Origin of the sequence: Klebsiella sp. GG_Kp146 (assembly GCF_040061975.1) — a bacterium.
Classification (GTDB): domain Bacteria; phylum Pseudomonadota; class Gammaproteobacteria; order Enterobacterales; family Enterobacteriaceae; genus Klebsiella; species Klebsiella quasipneumoniae.
In genome coordinates this window covers 210,887-225,446 of sequence record NZ_JBEAHA010000004.1, presented here as the reverse complement: position 1 = coordinate 225,446, position 14,560 = coordinate 210,887, and the positions used below count along the sequence as shown (strand labels likewise).

The window sequence follows — 14,560 nt, the reverse complement described above, 5'->3', positions numbered from 1 at the left end:
GGTACTGTATGAAGAAGACGATTCTGGCTCTCTCTTTACTCGTGGGAATGAGCAGCACGGCCAGCGTGTTCGCTGCTCTGCCGCAGAGCATTCGCATTGGCACTGACGCGACCTATGCGCCGTTTTCGTCGAAAGACGCGAAAGGGGACTTTGTTGGCTTTGATATCGATTTAGGCAATGAACTGTGCTCCCGTATTAAGGTGAAATGTACCTGGGTCGGCAGTGATTTTGACTCCCTGATCCCCTCCCTCAAGGCGAAGAAAATTGACGCCATCATCTCCTCGCTCTCCATCACCGAGAAGCGCCAGCAAGAGATCGCCTTCTCTGACAAGCTTTATGCCGCCGACTCCCGTCTGATCGCGGCCAAAGGCTCGCCGATCCAGCCGACGCTGGAGGCGCTGAAAGGTAAACACGTCGGCGTGCTGCAGGGCTCCACGCAGGAAGCCTATGCTAACGATCGCTGGCGCAGCCAGGGCGTTGACGTGGTGGCCTATCAAAATCAGGACCTGATCTATTCCGACCTCTCCGCAGGTCGTCTGGATGCGGCGCTGCAGGATGAAGTCGCCGCCAGCGAAGGCTTTCTCAAACAGCCCGCCGGGAAAGATTTCGCCTTCGCCGGCCCGTCCGTTAAAGACAAAAAGTACTTTGGCGACGGCACCGGTATCGGCCTGCGTAAGGACGACGCCGAGCTGAAAGCCGCGTTTGATAAAGCGCTGGGCGAGATGCGCAAAGACGGCACCTACGACAAAATGGCGAAGAAATACTTCGATTTTAACGTCTACGGCGACTAAGACTGCCGCAGGCCCGCGCTATCGGGTGGGCCTGCCGCCACGCTCGTGTAAAAGCCCTGAAAAGGTGCATCGCCAGACGCTGTGGATCATTTTAGTGCAAAGGCGGCCGCTTTTGTGGCTAAAAAATGCATAGTTAAGCGTTTGTGATGCAAAAAAATGGCCTTTCTGGTGCATAAATCTTTGCCCTCAAGGGGCGAATAATGGCACGATAACTGGTGTTAATAGTTCTAATAAACCCGTTAGAATGACAGTCTGTCGAGGATAGTTATGAAAAAACTGGCGTTGTCTCTCTCTTTAGCGCTGGCCCTTTCCAGCGTTTCCACGGTCTTTGCCGCTATTCCGCAAAAAATTCGTATCGGTACCGATCCGACTTATGCTCCCTTCGAATCGAAGAATGCGCAGGGGGAATTGGTGGGTTTTGATATCGATCTGGCAAAAGAGCTGTGTAAGCGTATTAATACCCAATGTACCTTTGTGGAAAACCCGCTGGATGCGCTGATCCCCTCTTTAAAAGCGAAGAAAATCGACGCGATTATGTCTTCGCTGTCAATTACCGAAAAGCGTCAGCAGGAAATCGCTTTCACCGACAAACTGTATGCGGCTGATTCGCGTCTGGTGGTGAAAAAGGGCAGCCCCGTGACGCCGGACCTCGCCACCCTGAAGGGTAAGCGCGTGGGCGTGCTGCAGGGCACGACGCAGGAAACTTATGGTAATGAGCACTGGGCGCCGAAAGGTATCGAGATTGTCTCCTATCAGGGACAGGACAATATCTATTCCGACCTGACCGCCGGCCGTATTGATGCCGCTTTCCAGGATGAGGTCGCGGCCAGCGAAGGGTTCCTGAAACAGCCTATCGGTAAAGATTACCAGTTTGGCGGTCCGTCGATTAAAGACGAAAAGCTGTTCGGCGTCGGCACCGGTATGGGGCTGCGTAAGGAAGACAACGAACTGCGTGAAGCGCTGAATAAGGCGTTTGCAGAGATGCGTAAGGACGGCACCTACGACAAGCTGGCGAAAAAATATTTCGATTTTAACGTATACGGCGAATAATTCTCACGCCTCACCACTGCGCGTCCGATTCACGCGCAGTGGTGGATGACAGACAGGGTAGGCAGCATGCTGTATGGGTTTTCACAGGTTATTTTGCAGGGTGCGCTCGTCACCCTGGAGCTTGCGCTCAGCTCGGTCGTTCTCGCCGTCCTGATCGGGCTGGCGGGCGCGGGCGCAAAGCTATCGAGCAACCGTCCTCTGGCGCTGGTGTTTGAAGGCTATACCACACTGATCCGCGGCGTCCCCGACCTGGTGCTGATGCTGTTGATTTTCTACGGCCTGCAGATTGCGCTCAACAGCGTCACCGACGCGTTGGGCATGTCGCAGTTTGATATTGACCCGATGATCGCCGGGATAATTACCCTTGGCTTTATCTATGGCGCCTATTTTACGGAAACCTTCCGCGGCGCCTACCTGGCGGTGCCGAAGGGGCATATCGAAGCGGCTACCGCCTTTGGCTTCAGCGGCGGGCAGACGTTCCGGCGCATCCTGTTCCCGGCGATGATGCGCTACGCGCTGCCGGGGATCGGCAACAACTGGCAGGTTATCCTCAAGGCGACGGCGCTGGTCTCGCTGCTGGGGCTGGAGGATGTGGTCAAAGCCACGCAGCTGGCGGGCAAAAGCACCTGGCAGCCGTTCTACTTCGCCATCGTCTGCGGCCTGATTTATCTGGTGTTTACCACCCTGTCTAATGGCGTACTGCTGCTGCTCGAACGCCGCTATACCGTTGGCGTGAAGAGGGCTGACCTGTGATTGAAATTATTCAGGAGTACTGGAAATCACTGCTGTGGACCGACGGGTATCGCTTTACCGGCGTGGCGATTACCTTATGGTTGCTGATCTCTTCGGTGGTCATGGGGGGCATCCTGGCGGTCTTTCTGGCAATCGGCCGCGTTTCGAGCAATAAGTTCATCCAGTTTCCCATCTGGCTGTTTACTTACATATTTCGCGGCACGCCGCTGTACGTGCAGTTATTGGTCTTTTACTCCGGCATGTACACCCTGGAAATCGTCAAAGGCACTGAACTGCTGAACGCCTTTTTCCGCAGCGGGTTAAACTGTACGGTGCTGGCGCTGACCCTGAACACCTGCGCCTATACCACCGAAATTTTCGCTGGCGCGATCCGCTCGGTACCGGCGGGCGAAATTGAAGCGGCGCGGGCCTACGGCTTCTCTTCGGTCAAACTGTACCGCTGCATCATCCTGCCTTCCGCGCTGCGGATTGCGCTGCCGGCCTACAGTAACGAAGTGATCCTGATGCTGCACTCAACGGCGCTGGCGTTTACCGCCACGGTGCCGGATCTGCTGAAAATCGCCCGCGATATCAACTCGGCCACCTATCAGCCGTTCACCGCCTTCGGCATCGCCGCGGTGCTCTATTTAATTATCTCGTATGTGCTGATTAGCTTGTTCCGCAAAGCGGAAAAGCGCTGGTTGCAGCATATCAAACCTTCTTCAACGCATTGAGAACGCCATGTCCGACAATAAATTAAACGTTATCGATCTGCATAAACGCTATGGGGAACACGAGGTGCTGAAGGGCGTCTCGCTGCAGGCGAAAGCCGGGGACGTTATCAGTATCATCGGTTCATCGGGTTCCGGGAAAAGTACCTTTTTGCGTTGTATTAACTTCCTTGAAAAACCGAGCGAAGGCACGATCGTCGTCAGCGGCCAGAATATTGGCCTGGTACGGGATAAAGACGGCCAGCTGAAGGTAGCCGACAAGAACCAGCTGCGCCTGCTGCGCACCCGGTTGACCATGGTGTTTCAGCATTTCAATCTGTGGAGCCATATGACGGTGCTGGAGAACGTCATGGAGGCGCCGATTCAGGTGCTGGGCTTAAGCAAACAGGAAGCGCGCGAACGGGCGGTAAAATACCTGGCCAAGGTCGGGATAGATGAACGTCAGCAGGCGAAATACCCGGTGCATCTTTCCGGCGGCCAGCAGCAGCGTGTCTCTATTGCCCGCGCGCTGGCGATGGAGCCGGAGGTGCTGCTGTTTGATGAGCCGACCTCCGCGCTGGATCCGGAGCTGGTGGGCGAAGTGTTACGCATTATGCAGCAGCTGGCGGAAGAGGGGAAAACCATGGTGGTGGTGACCCACGAAATGGGCTTTGCCCGCCACGTCTCTTCGCATGTCATTTTCCTGCATCAGGGAAAAATTGAAGAAGAAGGGCATCCGGACGCGCTGTTCGGCGCGCCGAAAAGCCCGCGCCTGCAGCAGTTTCTGAAAGGTTCGCTGAAATAAACGGCTCACCCGGCGTCCGCGGGCGCCGGGTGGGATCCACGCTCCAGCCGGTAGATCCAGTCATCGTAATCGACGCCGTTCAGATGATAGGCTTTCTCCAGCACCTGCGTGCGTACAAAGCCCTGCTTCTCCAGCAGGCGCGATGAGCCACGATTCTCTGCCAAAACCCAGGCATTGATAGCCCGCACCCCCAGCGTGCTGAAACCATAATCGCAGATCGCCCGCAGCGCTTCGCTGGCATACCCTTTTCCCTGAGCCTCGGGCAGCAGCGCATAGCCGACGTCGGCCTCGTGCGGATTTTTAGGGCTGATGCGAAGCCCAATATCGCCCAGCGCATCGCCGCGCTGATTACGCAGAACATACACGCCGGGATCGGCGCAGCGACTGGCGAACACGCTGCGCAACGCCTCCTCGCTTAACATTTCGCCCATAAAACGCATCACCTGCGGATCCTGGCGCAGGCGCAGAAAAAAGGGCCAGTCATCGGTAACAAAGCGGGTAAGCGAAAGGCGAGGCGTGGTGATGGTCGTCATAAAGCAGTCAATACAATGAAGGAAAGGCCTACCTTAGCACTTTACTCCGCCTGGTAACACCGGCGAACCGGCCCGCTGGCGATGAACTCAGGCGCTTCAGGGCGCGGGTTGTCCGGGATAGGGCGACGCTGCAACGCCAGGCTGAGGCCATCCAGGCGTGGGGCATTAGCCAGCAGAATGGAATCAGGGGAGCCAATGCTCCCCCGTGTCAGCCATTAACTCAGCACATCCTTTAGCGCTTCGTCGAGATCGTACCAGCGGAAGGCGAAGCCGGCGGCTTCCAGTCGCTTAGGCAGCGCACGCTGACCGCCGAGCACCAGGACGGCCGATTCGCCCATCAGCAGGCGGATGGCGGCGGCGGGGACGCGGAAAATCGCCGGTCGATTGAGCGCATGACCCAGCGCGTGGGCGAACTGCTCGTTATGCACGGGATAGGGCGAAACCATATTGAACGGGCCGCGCAGATCGTTATCCAGCAGCCACAGAATGCCGTTAACCATATCGTCGATATGGATCCAGGCCAGGTACTGTCTGCCGCTGCCGATAGGCCCGCCGAGGCCGAGCTTAAAGGCTGGGGTCATTTTGCCGAGAATACCGCCCCGCGGCGCCAGTACCACGCCGGTGCGCAGCAGACAGACGCGAGTGCGCTCGCTTTGCGCTTCGCAGGCAATTTGCTCCCAGCGGGCGCAGAGCTTATGGGTAAACTCATTGTGCGGCGGCTCTTCTTCGGTCACCACCACTTCGCCGAGGTCGCCGTAATAGCCGGTGGCTGACCCGCTGATCAGCACGGAGGGAGGGGTGTCGCTGGCGTGGATCAGGCCCACCAACCGCTGAGTGAGATCCCAGCGACTATGGCATAAGCGCTGTTTCTGTTCGGCGGTCCAGCGTTTATCGGCGATGGGCTCGCCCGCCAGATTGATGACGGCATCGATGTCATTGAGGTGGTGATGGCCCTCGAAATCGCGCCACAGCGTGACGCGCGGATCGAGATGGGCGCGGGCGGTATCCGGATGTCGGGTGGAGACCGTGACGCTATGCCCGAGCTCCAGCAATCTGGGTATCAGATGTCGGCCAATCAGGCCGGTACCACCAGTAAGCAGGATCTTCATACCACCTCCCTGACATGGTTAGCGCCGCCAGCTCATGGTCATGGATACCGAGTCGGCATAGCGCAGCGCGTGAAGTTTATCGATCTCCACTTCAGCATATGTGACCCAGTGATGTTCGCATGCGATATTCAGCACATCCTGAGTTAATTTTTCCAGCAGCGAAAAACGACCATTCTCAAGATGGCTGATGATGCGTTTGGTAATGGTGCGGTAGTTCAACGCATCATTAATGTCCTCGCTGTCGCGCGCTTTATCGGCAGGGTAGTGAATGGCCACATTCACCACCACGTCCTGGCGGTTGGCGATCTCTTCCTCTTTAATACCAATAAAAGTACGCAGGCGCAGGTTCTTAATACGAATAATGGCGTCTGGTTGAGACATTGCAGGCTTCCTCCGTGGTGTAAGTCCTGCAATCATACAACAAAGCGCGACGGGCGAGCAGGGGGTTAATAAGACTGAATTTTTAGCATCGCTTCCACTGTCGCCGGCCGCTGCTTAATGCGCTCATACCAGTTATGCACCGCCGGATAGTTCGCCAGATCGATCCGCTGGCGGACATGGCAGTTCACCCAGGGCCAGGCGGCGATGTCGGCGATGCTGTAGTGGTCCCCGCCCAGCCACGGGCTGGATCCCAGGCGGTGATTCAGTACCCCGTAGAGTCGCTGGGTTTCCACCTGAAAACGCTCAATCGCGTAGGGCACGGTTTGCGGCGCTGAGTGGGAAAAATGCTGATTTTGCCCCAGCATCGGTCCCAGGCCGCCGACCTGCCAGAACAGCCACTGCAGGGTGGTATAGCGCGCCCGCAGCTCGCCGCTCAGCAGCTTGCCGCTTTTTTCCGCCAGATAGAGCAGAATGGCGCCGGACTCGAAGACGCTCAACGGCGCGCCGCCGTCGGCAGGCATGTGGTCGACGATAGCCGGAATTTTGTTATTCGGCGAAATCGCCAGAAACTGCGGATGAAACTGCTCCCCTTTACCGATATCGACCCGAATTAGCCGATAGGCCAGCTGCGCCTCTTCGAGAAAGAGGGTGATTTTGTGGCCGTTTGGGGTGGGCGCATAGTAGAGATCGATCATAATATTTCCCGCCGTCGTGGGTCGCAAACTGATCGAGTATAGGTGAAGCTGCGCGACCCGGGAGAAAATCCGCGAGCGGCGCGTCGGTCTGTCGCCAGCCACGCAGCGGGCGAGCAGTGACATCGCCTATAAGACAGGCTATGTTGGTTTATTGCCCTGTCTACCAACCCTGAGGAAGCTATGAGCCAGCCTGTGATTACCCTGTGGTCCGATGCCGATTTTTTCTCACCGTACGTGATGTCTGTCTATGTCGCGCTGCAGGAAAAGAGCCTGCCTTTTAGCCTTAAAACCATCGACCTGAACCGCGGCGAACATCTGCAGGCCGGCTGGACGGGCTATACCGCCACCCGTCGCGTACCGCTGCTGGAGGTTGACGATTTCGCGCTGAGCGAGTCTTCGGCGATTACCGAATATCTGGATGAGCGTTTCGCGCCGCCTGAGTGGGAGCGCCTTTATCCACACGATCTGCAAAAGCGGGCCCGCGCCCGGCAGATCCAGGCCTGGCTGCGCAGCGATCTGGTGCCCATTCGTGAAGAGCGATCCACCGCCGTGGTGTTTGGTGGAGTGAAAATGCCGGCGCTCAGCGAGGCAGGCAAGCGGTCGGCGGAAAAACTGTTTGCCACCGCGACCACACTGCTGGCCCACGGCGGGCAAAATTTATTCGGCGAATGGTCTATTGCCGACGCCGACCTGGCGCTGATGCTCAATCGTCTGGTTCTCAATGGCGATGAGGTGCCGGAGGCGCTGGCGGATTATGCGGCGTTCCAGTGGCAGCGGGCCTCAATCCAGCGTTATGTGGCGCTTTCCGCCAAACGCGGAGGCTGATAACCCGCTGCGCTTCCGCTATCATAGAGGCATCGTAACCAGTGGAGATGGAACCTATGAAGCTGATGTTTGCCTCCGATATTCATGGTTCGCTGCCCGCCACGGAACGCGTGCTTGAACGGTTCGCGCAAAGTGGCGCCAGGTGGCTGATCATCCTCGGCGATGTGCTTAATCACGGACCGCGCAACGCGTTGCCGGAGGGCTATGCGCCGGCGGAGGTGGCCGAGCGGCTGAACAGCGTGGCGGAGCGCATCATTGCCGTCCGCGGTAACTGCGACAGCGAAGTGGATCAAATGCTGCTTCGTTTTCCCATGACCGCACCCTGGCAGCAGGTGCTTGGCGAAGGCTATCGCCTGTTTCTGACCCACGGTCATCTGTATAGCCCGGACAATTTGCCGCCACTTGCCGCTGGCGATGTCCTGGCGTATGGCCATACTCATATTCCGGTTGCTGAAAAACGCGGGGCGATCTCTCTGTTTAATCCAGGCTCAGTGAGTATCCCGAAAGGGGGATATTCCGCCAGCTATGGGCTACTGGATGAGGGGCGTCTGCAGGTTTTAGCACTCAATGATAATCAGGTTATTGCAGAGGTCGCAATTTACCCGTAATTTAGCCCTCAATCATAAAGACGCGCCGCAAGAGCGCTTTTAAAGTAAGGTTTCCTGATGGCGGAACAGAATCATTTGGCAAGCACAGAATGGGTCGATATTGTTAATGAAAACAATGAGGTGATAGCACAGTCCAGCCGCGAGCAGATGCGCGCGCAGTGCCTGCGCCACCGGGCGACCTATATCGTCGTTCACGACGGAATGGGGAAAATTCTGGTGCAGCGACGCACCGAGACAAAAGACTTTCATCCGGGCATGCTGGATGCCACCGCCGGCGGCGTCGTGCAGGCTGATGAGCAATTGCTGGAGTCGGCCCGCCGCGAGGCGGAAGAGGAGTTAGGCATCGCCGGGGTGCCGTTTGCCGATCACGGCCAGTTCTACTACGAAGATAAATTCTGCCGCGTCTGGGGAAGCCTGTTCAGCTGCGTTTCCCACGGGCCGTTTGCCCTGCAGGAAGAAGAGGTAAGCGAGGTGTGCTGGTTAACGCCGGAAGAGATCACCGCCCGCTGCGATGAGTTCACGCCCGACTCCCTGAAAGCGCTGGCGCTGTGGATGACCCGCAACGCCGGTAACGAGTATGATGACGCGGAAGAGAGCGAGCGCGAATAATCGCGCGAACGCGTGGCAGCAAACGCTGTTCGCCTCCTGACAAAAAAAGGCAGCCATCTGGCTGCCTTTTGTTTTTCTCTCAGCGAGCGATTACTTCTGCTGCTGAGCTGACTGGATCGCGGTCAGTGCGATGGTGTAGACGATATCGTCTACCAGCGCGCCACGAGACAGATCGTTGACCGGCTTGCGCATACCCTGCAGCATCGGCCCGATGGAGATCAGGTCGGCAGAGCGCTGTACCGCTTTGTAAGTGGTGTTACCGGTGTTCAGATCCGGGAAGATGAACACGGTCGCGCGGCCAGCTACCGGCGAGTTCGGCGCTTTGGATTTCGCGACGTCAGCCATCACCGCGGCGTCATACTGCAGCGGACCGTCGATCATCAGGTCAGGACGTTTTTCCTGCGCCAGACGGGTCGCTTCGCGGACTTTTTCTACATCGCTACCCGCGCCGGAAGTACCGGTGGAGTAGGAGAGCATCGCCACGCGCGGTTCGATGCCGAAGGCAATCGCGGAGTCAGCGGACTGAATCGCGATTTCCGCCAGCTGCTCTGCGGTCGGATCCGGGTTGATCGCGCAGTCGCCGTAAACGTAAACCTGTTCCGGCAGCAGCATGAAGAACACCGAAGAGACCAGCGAGCTGCCCGGTGCGGTTTTGATCAGCTGCAGCGGCGGACGAATGGTGTTGGCGGTGGTGTGTACCGCGCCGGACACCAGGCCGTCGACTTCGTCTTGTTCCAGCATCAGGGTGCCGAGAACCACGTTATCTTCCAGCTGCTCGCGGGCGACCGCTTCGGTCATGCCCTTGCTCTTACGCAGTTCGACCAGGCGAGCCACGTAGCTTTCGCGTACCACTTCCGGGTCGACGATTTCGATACCGGCGCCCAGCTCAACGCCCTGCGCTGCCGCAACGCGGTTGATCTCATCCGGGTTACCCAGCAGCACACAGGTGGCGATCCCGCGTTCGGCGCAGATAGCGGCGGCTTTCACGGTACGCGGCTCGTCGCCTTCCGGCAGAACCACGCGTTTGCCGGCTTTGCGCGCCAGCTCGGTCAGCTGGTAGCGGAAGGCTGGCGGGGAGAGACGACGGCTGCGCTCGGAGGTCGCGGTCAGCGATTCGATCCAGTCGGCGTTGATGTAGTTGGCGACGTATTCCTGAACTTTCTCAATGCGCTCGTGATCGTCAACCGGTACTTCGAGGTTGAAGCTCTGCAGGCTCAGGGAGGTCTGCCAGGTGTTGGTGTTGACCATGAATACCGGCAGGCCGGTGGCGAAGGCGCGTTCGCACAGCTTGCTGATGCGCGCGTCCATTTCATAGCCGCCGGTCAGCAGGATGGCGCCGATTTCCACGCCGTTCATCGCTGCCAGGCAGGCGGCAACCAGCACGTCAGGACGATCTGCGGAGGTGACCAGCAGCGAGCCCGCGCGGAAGTGCTCCAGCATGTGCGGGATGCTGCGCGCGCAGAAGGTCACGGATTTGACGCGGCGGGTGTTGATGTCGCCTTCGTTGATGATGGTCGCATTCAGGTGATGGGCCATGTCGATCGCGCGGGTGGCGATCAGATCGAAGCTCCACGGTACGGCGCCCAGCACCGGCAGCGCGCTGCCGTTTTGCAGCTGAGCCGGGTCGATCTTCACGACTTTCGCTTTGGATGAGTCGTCGAAGATTTCTGACAGGTCAGGACGGGTACGGCCCTGCTCGTCGACCGGCGCATTCAGTTTGTTGATGATAACGCCGGTGATGCTGGTATTTTTCGCGCCGCCAAAGCTGTTGCGGGTCAGTTCAATACGCTCGTTCAGCTGTTCTGGCGTATCGGTGCCCTGCGACATCACGAAGACGATTTCCGCGTTCAGGGTTTTGGCGATTTCAAAGTTCAGCGCCTGGGCGAACTGATGCTTACGGGTCGGCACCAGGCCTTCCACCAGTACCACTTCCGCGTCCTGAGTGTTCGCGTGGTAGTTGGCGATGATCTCTTCCATCAGCACATCTTTCTGATTGCTGGAGAGCAGAGACTCAACGTGGTTCATCTTCAGCGGTTCAGCAGCGGTGGTGGTGGAGGAGCTGGCGCGAACGATGGTGGTGGTCTGGTCCGGGGCATCGCCGCCGGAGCGCGGCTGGGCGATAGGTTTAAAGACGCTCAGACGAACGCCTTTGCGTTCCATAGCGCGGATCACACCGAGGCTGACGCTGGTCAGGCCTACGCTGGTACCGGTAGGAATTAACATGATAGTACGGGACACGGTATATCCTCTTTCGTTACCGCCAGTATCAGGCGGGATACAAAACAGCACCACCAGCGACCCGTCATACTCCACGTTGCACGTGCGTTGGCTCTACTTGCTCACCCCGGTCGCGTACGCGCTGTACGCGCCGGGGATCTGCTGTGTCGCCGCCTTCCTGCAGCTCGAAGTATTGCGGGTCAGGGCTGGCGGTGTGGAATTATGCGGTCAGACGGCTGGCGTCTTGCGCGATGACCAGCTCTTCGTTGGTCGGGATAACCACGGCAGGACGGGTGCCTTCTTTGTTGATGAAGCCAGACTTGCCGAAGCGGGCAGCCAGGTTACGCTCATGGTCAACTTCAAAGCCCAGTACGCCCAGTTTGCCCAGCGACAGCTCACGCACCATCGCGGCGTTTTCACCGATGCCACCGGTGAAGATCACGGCGTCGAGACGGCCGTCCATCAGCGCGGTGTAGGAGCCGATGTATTTCGCCAGGCGGTGGCAGTAGACGTCCATCGCGCGTTTAGCGTCGGCTTTTTCCTGGTAGTTGTCTTCCACATAGCGGCAGTCGCTGGTGACTTCGGTCAGGCCCAGCAGGCCGGACTCTTTGGTCAGCATTTTGTTGATGGCGTCAACGCTCATGCCCAGGGTGTCGTGCAGATGGAAGATGATGGCCGGATCGATATCGCCGGAGCGGGTACCCATCACCAGGCCTTCCAGCGGGGTCAGACCCATGGAGGTGTCAACGCACTTGCCGTTACGAATAGCGGAAACCGAACCACCGTTGCCGAGGTGGCAGGTGATGATGTTCAGCTCTTCAACCGGCTTGTTCAGGATCTTAGCGGCTTCCTGAGTCACGTAGAAGTGGCTGGTGCCGTGCGCGCCGTAACGACGAACGCCGTGCTCTTTGTACAGGCTGTACGGCAGGGCGTAGAGATAGGATTCTTCCGGCATGGTCTGGTGGAACGCCGTATCGAATACTGCCACGTTTTTGTCTTTCAGGTGCGGGAAGGATTTCAGCGCTTCAGCAATGCCGATCAGGTGTGCCGGGTTGTGCAGCGGGGCGAAGGACGCGGCGTCTTTAATGCCCTGAATCACGGACTCGTCGATGACTACGGAGCTGGTGTATTTTTCGCCGCCGTGGACGATACGGTGGCCGATTGCGGTCAGCTGAGCAGACAGTTCTGGTTTTTGTGCCAGAATAGTGTTAACGATAAAGTTCAGTGCTTCGCTGTGCGCGGCGCCCGCGCCTAATTCGGCTTCATGTTTGCCGCCGTCAATTTTCCATTTGATACGGGCTTCCGGCAGGTGGAAGCATTCCGCTAAACCGGACAGGTATTCGTCGCCGTTCACGGCGTCAAGGATAGCAAATTTCAGAGAGGAGCTACCGCAGTTCAGAACCAGTACTAACTTACTCGACATGGAAGTACCTTTTTATGATACGTGGCTAAAAAAACGTCAGTGTGTCATTAGCGTAGCGCAGGATGACCTCGACATTTATGATTAACATCATGCCTTGTTCTGTTTTCAGGCACGATGAGATAAGTACATTTGATTTTATGCCATTTTGCATAATTTTCAGCCAATGGCAGAATATGCGATAATTTGACTAGCCTGGCAAAAGAGTCTATCCGCCCTTTCAGGCGGGCACAGGATACCTGATTGCGGCATCCTTTGCCAAAATCTTTTGAACGATGTCATGCATAGTTGGTGTTTTGCACGAATTTTTTAAGTTTTATATGTAAAGTTGAGGTAAAGCCATGTCGACCCCTGAGAAACGCCCCGTTAGCTTCTTTAGCTTGTTCAACCGCGGGCAGCACTACGCCAAGACCTGGCCTCTCGACAAGCGCCTCGCGCCGGTATTTATTGAAAACCGTATCATTCGTGCCACCCGCTACGCCATCCGCATCATGCCGCCGATCGCCATTTTCACCCTTTGCTGGCAGATAGCGCTGGGCGGCCAGCTGGGTCCCGCCGTGGCCACCGCGCTGTTTGCATTGAGCCTGCCGATGCAGGGGTTATGGTGGTTGGGTAAACGTTCAGTGACGCCGCTGCCGCCTTCCATTCTTAACTGGTTCTACGAAGTACGCGGCAAACTGCAGGAGGCGGGGCAGGCGCTGGCGCCTGTCGAAGGCAAGCCCGATTATCAGGCGCTGGCTGACACGCTTAAGCGCGCCTTCAAACAACTCGATAAAACTTTCCTTGATGATTTGTAATTCACTACGGAAAACGCATATAAAAGAAGGCGCATGATTTATGCGCCTTCTTTATTTCACGCCCTACCGTGCTACAGGAGTCACAACATGGAAATGACCAATGCGCAGCGTCTGATTTTATCCAATCAGTACAAAATGATGACGATGCTCGACCCGGACAATGCGGAGCGCTACCGTCGTCTGCAAACCATCATTGAGCGTGGGTATGGGCTGCAGATGCGTGAACTGGACCGCGAGTTCGGCCAGTTGACGGAAGAAACCTGCCGTACCGTTATCGACATCATGGAGATGTACCACGCGCTACACGTCTCCTGGACCAACCTGAAAGACGCGGAGGGTATCGACGAGCGTCGGGTCACCTTCCTCGGCTTTGATGCCGCCACCGAAGCGCGTTTTCTCGGCTACGTGCGCTTTATGGTCAATGTTGAAGGCCGTTACAGCCACTTTGACGCCGGCACCCATGGCTTTAACTCGCAGACCCCGATGTGGGAGAAATATCAGCGGATGCTGAGCGTCTGGCACGCCTGCCCGCGCCAGTATCATCTGAGCAGTAACGAAATTAACCAAATCATCAATGCCTGAGGGAGGTGCCCGTGCAGTGTAAAGGTTTCCTGTTCGATTTAGACGGGACGCTGGTGGATTCCTTGCCGGTGGTGGAGCGTTCATGGTGCAAGTGGGGGGATCGTTTCGCCATCGACCATGATGAAATTCTCAGTTTTATTCACGGCAAGCAGGCCATTACCTCCATTCGCCATTTTATGCCGGGTCGCAGCGAGGAGGATATCCAGGCCGAATTCCGTTATCTCGAGCAGATGGAAGCCACTGATATCGAAGGCATCGTTGCCCTGCCGGGGGCGTTAGCCCTGCTGAATTCGCTCAATGAGGCTGGGATCCCGTGGGCGATTGTCACCTCCGGCTCGATTCCGGTTGCGCACGCGCGTCACCGCGCGGCGGGCCTGCCGATGCCGGAGGTGTTTGTCACCGCAGAGCAAGTGAAGCACGGCAAGCCGGCGCCGGACGCCTATCTGCTGGGCGCCGAGCGGTTGGGGCTGCCTGCCGGGGAGTGCGCGGTGGTGGAAGATGCGCCGGCGGGGCTGCTCTCCGGGCTGACGGCAGGCTGTCGCACCATCGCGGTCAAGGTGCCTGCCGATGCCCCCCGTCTGGATGAAGCCGACCTCGTGCTGAGCAGCCTGGAAGATCTGCTGGTTGAACGCCAGGCCGACGGCGTGGTGAATGTGCGTCTTAAAGCGTAAACCCATGATTTCGCCCCGCGTCGTC

At 57.6% G+C, this 14,560-nt stretch carries 18 protein-coding genes; 12 read left to right on the top strand and 6 right to left on the bottom strand.

Features of this window, described 5'->3' with window-relative positions:
• Positions 1–8: 8 nt before the first annotated feature.
• The 5 genes from argT to hisP all read left to right on the top strand — a co-directional run bounded on the left by argT (position 9) and on the right by hisP (position 4,088).
• A complete protein-coding gene (gene argT / locus ABLU95_RS07040) occupies positions 9–791 on the top strand; it encodes a lysine/arginine/ornithine ABC transporter substrate-binding protein ArgT (RefSeq protein WP_004180753.1) in 783 nt (260 codons plus the stop codon).
• A gap of 267 nt (positions 792–1,058) precedes the next feature.
• Positions 1,059–1,841 (top strand): histidine ABC transporter substrate-binding protein HisJ, encoded by a 783-nt coding sequence (gene hisJ / locus ABLU95_RS07035; protein ID WP_002913209.1) that lies wholly within the window; start codon positions 1,059–1,061, stop codon positions 1,839–1,841.
• A 66-nt stretch (positions 1,842–1,907) separates the two neighbouring features.
• The gene (locus ABLU95_RS07030) at positions 1,908–2,594 is read left to right on the top strand and encodes a histidine ABC transporter permease HisQ (protein WP_023290521.1); all 687 of its coding nucleotides are present in this window, start codon (positions 1,908–1,910) and stop codon (positions 2,592–2,594) included.
• Positions 2,591–3,307: a histidine ABC transporter permease HisM gene (gene hisM / locus ABLU95_RS07025; RefSeq protein WP_002913207.1), complete on the top strand. Its 717-nt coding sequence runs from the start codon at positions 2,591–2,593 to the stop codon at positions 3,305–3,307. The genes ABLU95_RS07030 and hisM overlap by 4 nt, the downstream gene beginning before the upstream one ends.
• Positions 3,308–3,314: 7 nt before the next feature.
• Positions 3,315–4,088, top strand: a complete 774-nt coding sequence (gene hisP, locus ABLU95_RS07020; RefSeq protein ID WP_002913206.1) for a histidine ABC transporter ATP-binding protein HisP — start codon at positions 3,315–3,317, stop codon at positions 4,086–4,088.
• A gap of 5 nt (positions 4,089–4,093) precedes the next feature.
• On the opposite strand, the gene ABLU95_RS07015 is transcribed toward hisP, so the two are convergent.
• Complete coding sequence (locus ABLU95_RS07015; RefSeq protein ID WP_065804893.1) at positions 4,094–4,621, bottom strand: GNAT family N-acetyltransferase; 528 nt, start codon at positions 4,619–4,621, stop codon at positions 4,094–4,096.
• Between the two features lie 128 nt (positions 4,622–4,749).
• Between ABLU95_RS07015 and ABLU95_RS07010 the strand changes: the two genes are divergently transcribed.
• Positions 4,750–4,857 (top strand): hypothetical protein, encoded by a 108-nt coding sequence (locus ABLU95_RS07010; protein ID WP_262962604.1) that lies wholly within the window; start codon positions 4,750–4,752, stop codon positions 4,855–4,857.
• Here ABLU95_RS07010 and ABLU95_RS07005 read toward each other — a convergent pair.
• The 3 genes from ABLU95_RS07005 to yfcG form a co-directional block, all read right to left on the bottom strand.
• Positions 4,837–5,730 (bottom strand): TIGR01777 family oxidoreductase, encoded by an 894-nt coding sequence (locus ABLU95_RS07005; RefSeq protein WP_218810704.1) that lies wholly within the window; start codon positions 5,728–5,730, stop codon positions 4,837–4,839. The two genes, ABLU95_RS07010 and ABLU95_RS07005, sit on opposite strands and share 21 nt — an antisense overlap.
• An 18-nt stretch (positions 5,731–5,748) precedes the next feature.
• Positions 5,749–6,111, bottom strand: coding sequence for a dihydroneopterin triphosphate 2'-epimerase (gene folX / locus ABLU95_RS07000; RefSeq protein WP_002913200.1), 363 nt, complete (start codon positions 6,109–6,111; stop codon positions 5,749–5,751).
• A gap of 65 nt (positions 6,112–6,176) precedes the next feature.
• Positions 6,177–6,806: a GSH-dependent disulfide bond oxidoreductase gene (gene yfcG, locus ABLU95_RS06995; RefSeq protein WP_023290519.1), complete on the bottom strand. Its 630-nt coding sequence runs from the start codon at positions 6,804–6,806 to the stop codon at positions 6,177–6,179.
• 180 nt (positions 6,807–6,986) lie between these two features.
• On the opposite strand from yfcG, the gene yfcF reads away from it, so the two are divergent.
• From yfcF to yfcD, 3 genes are read left to right on the top strand one after another with little or no spacing between them, the layout of a single operon-like run.
• Entirely contained in the window at positions 6,987–7,631 is a 645-nt protein-coding gene (gene yfcF, locus ABLU95_RS06990; protein WP_048336248.1) for a glutathione transferase, read from the top strand.
• A 56-nt stretch (positions 7,632–7,687) separates the two neighbouring features.
• On the top strand, positions 7,688–8,239 hold the full coding sequence (yfcE, locus tag ABLU95_RS06985; RefSeq protein WP_023290517.1) for a phosphodiesterase: 552 nt from the start codon (positions 7,688–7,690) through the stop codon (positions 8,237–8,239).
• A gap of 57 nt (positions 8,240–8,296) precedes the next feature.
• On the top strand, positions 8,297–8,848 hold the full coding sequence (yfcD, locus tag ABLU95_RS06980; RefSeq protein WP_002913197.1) for an NUDIX hydrolase YfcD: 552 nt from the start codon (positions 8,297–8,299) through the stop codon (positions 8,846–8,848).
• Positions 8,849–8,938: 90 nt separating this feature from the next.
• On the opposite strand, the gene pta is transcribed toward yfcD, so the two are convergent.
• Together pta and ackA are read right to left on the bottom strand one after the other, a co-directional pair.
• Positions 8,939–11,086, bottom strand: coding sequence for a phosphate acetyltransferase (gene pta, locus ABLU95_RS06975; protein WP_032453599.1), 2,148 nt, complete (start codon positions 11,084–11,086; stop codon positions 8,939–8,941).
• Positions 11,087–11,285: 199 nt separating this feature from the next.
• Positions 11,286–12,488, bottom strand: coding sequence for an acetate kinase (ackA, locus tag ABLU95_RS06970; RefSeq protein WP_086075475.1), 1,203 nt, complete (start codon positions 12,486–12,488; stop codon positions 11,286–11,288).
• A 338-nt stretch (positions 12,489–12,826) separates the two neighbouring features.
• Between ackA and yfbV the strand changes: the two genes are divergently transcribed.
• From yfbV to ABLU95_RS06955, 3 genes are all read left to right on the top strand, one after another.
• A complete protein-coding gene (gene yfbV, locus ABLU95_RS06965) occupies positions 12,827–13,282 on the top strand; it encodes a terminus macrodomain insulation protein YfbV (RefSeq protein WP_002913194.1) in 456 nt (151 codons plus the stop codon).
• An 87-nt stretch (positions 13,283–13,369) separates the two neighbouring features.
• A complete protein-coding gene (locus ABLU95_RS06960; protein WP_023290515.1) occupies positions 13,370–13,864 on the top strand; it encodes a YfbU family protein in 495 nt (164 codons plus the stop codon).
• 11 nt (positions 13,865–13,875) lie between these two features.
• Positions 13,876–14,535 (top strand): sugar phosphatase, encoded by a 660-nt coding sequence (locus ABLU95_RS06955; protein ID WP_023290514.1) that lies wholly within the window; start codon positions 13,876–13,878, stop codon positions 14,533–14,535.
• Positions 14,536–14,560 lie beyond the last annotated feature (25 nt).

Coding starts and splice junctions, on each gene's coding strand:
- argT (WP_004180753.1), top strand. CDS start 9: ATGAAGAAGACGATTCTGGCTCTCTCTTTACTCGTGGGAATGAGCAGC.
- hisJ (WP_002913209.1), top strand. CDS start 1,059: ATGAAAAAACTGGCGTTGTCTCTCTCTTTAGCGCTGGCCCTTTCCAGC.
- ABLU95_RS07030 (WP_023290521.1), top strand. CDS start 1,908: ATGCTGTATGGGTTTTCACAGGTTATTTTGCAGGGTGCGCTCGTCACC.
- hisP (WP_002913206.1), top strand. CDS start 3,315: ATGTCCGACAATAAATTAAACGTTATCGATCTGCATAAACGCTATGGG.
- ABLU95_RS07015 (WP_065804893.1), bottom strand. CDS start 4,621: ATGACGACCATCACCACGCCTCGCCTTTCGCTTACCCGCTTTGTTACC.
- ABLU95_RS07005 (WP_218810704.1), bottom strand. CDS start 5,730: ATGAAGATCCTGCTTACTGGTGGTACCGGCCTGATTGGCCGACATCTG.
- folX (WP_002913200.1), bottom strand. CDS start 6,111: ATGTCTCAACCAGACGCCATTATTCGTATTAAGAACCTGCGCCTGCGT.
- yfcG (WP_023290519.1), bottom strand. CDS start 6,806: ATGATCGATCTCTACTATGCGCCCACCCCAAACGGCCACAAAATCACC.
- yfcF (WP_048336248.1), top strand. CDS start 6,987: ATGAGCCAGCCTGTGATTACCCTGTGGTCCGATGCCGATTTTTTCTCA.
- yfcE (WP_023290517.1), top strand. CDS start 7,688: ATGAAGCTGATGTTTGCCTCCGATATTCATGGTTCGCTGCCCGCCACG.
- yfcD (WP_002913197.1), top strand. CDS start 8,297: ATGGCGGAACAGAATCATTTGGCAAGCACAGAATGGGTCGATATTGTT.
- ackA (WP_086075475.1), bottom strand. CDS start 12,488: ATGTCGAGTAAGTTAGTACTGGTTCTGAACTGCGGTAGCTCCTCTCTG.
- yfbV (WP_002913194.1), top strand. CDS start 12,827: ATGTCGACCCCTGAGAAACGCCCCGTTAGCTTCTTTAGCTTGTTCAAC.
- ABLU95_RS06960 (WP_023290515.1), top strand. CDS start 13,370: ATGGAAATGACCAATGCGCAGCGTCTGATTTTATCCAATCAGTACAAA.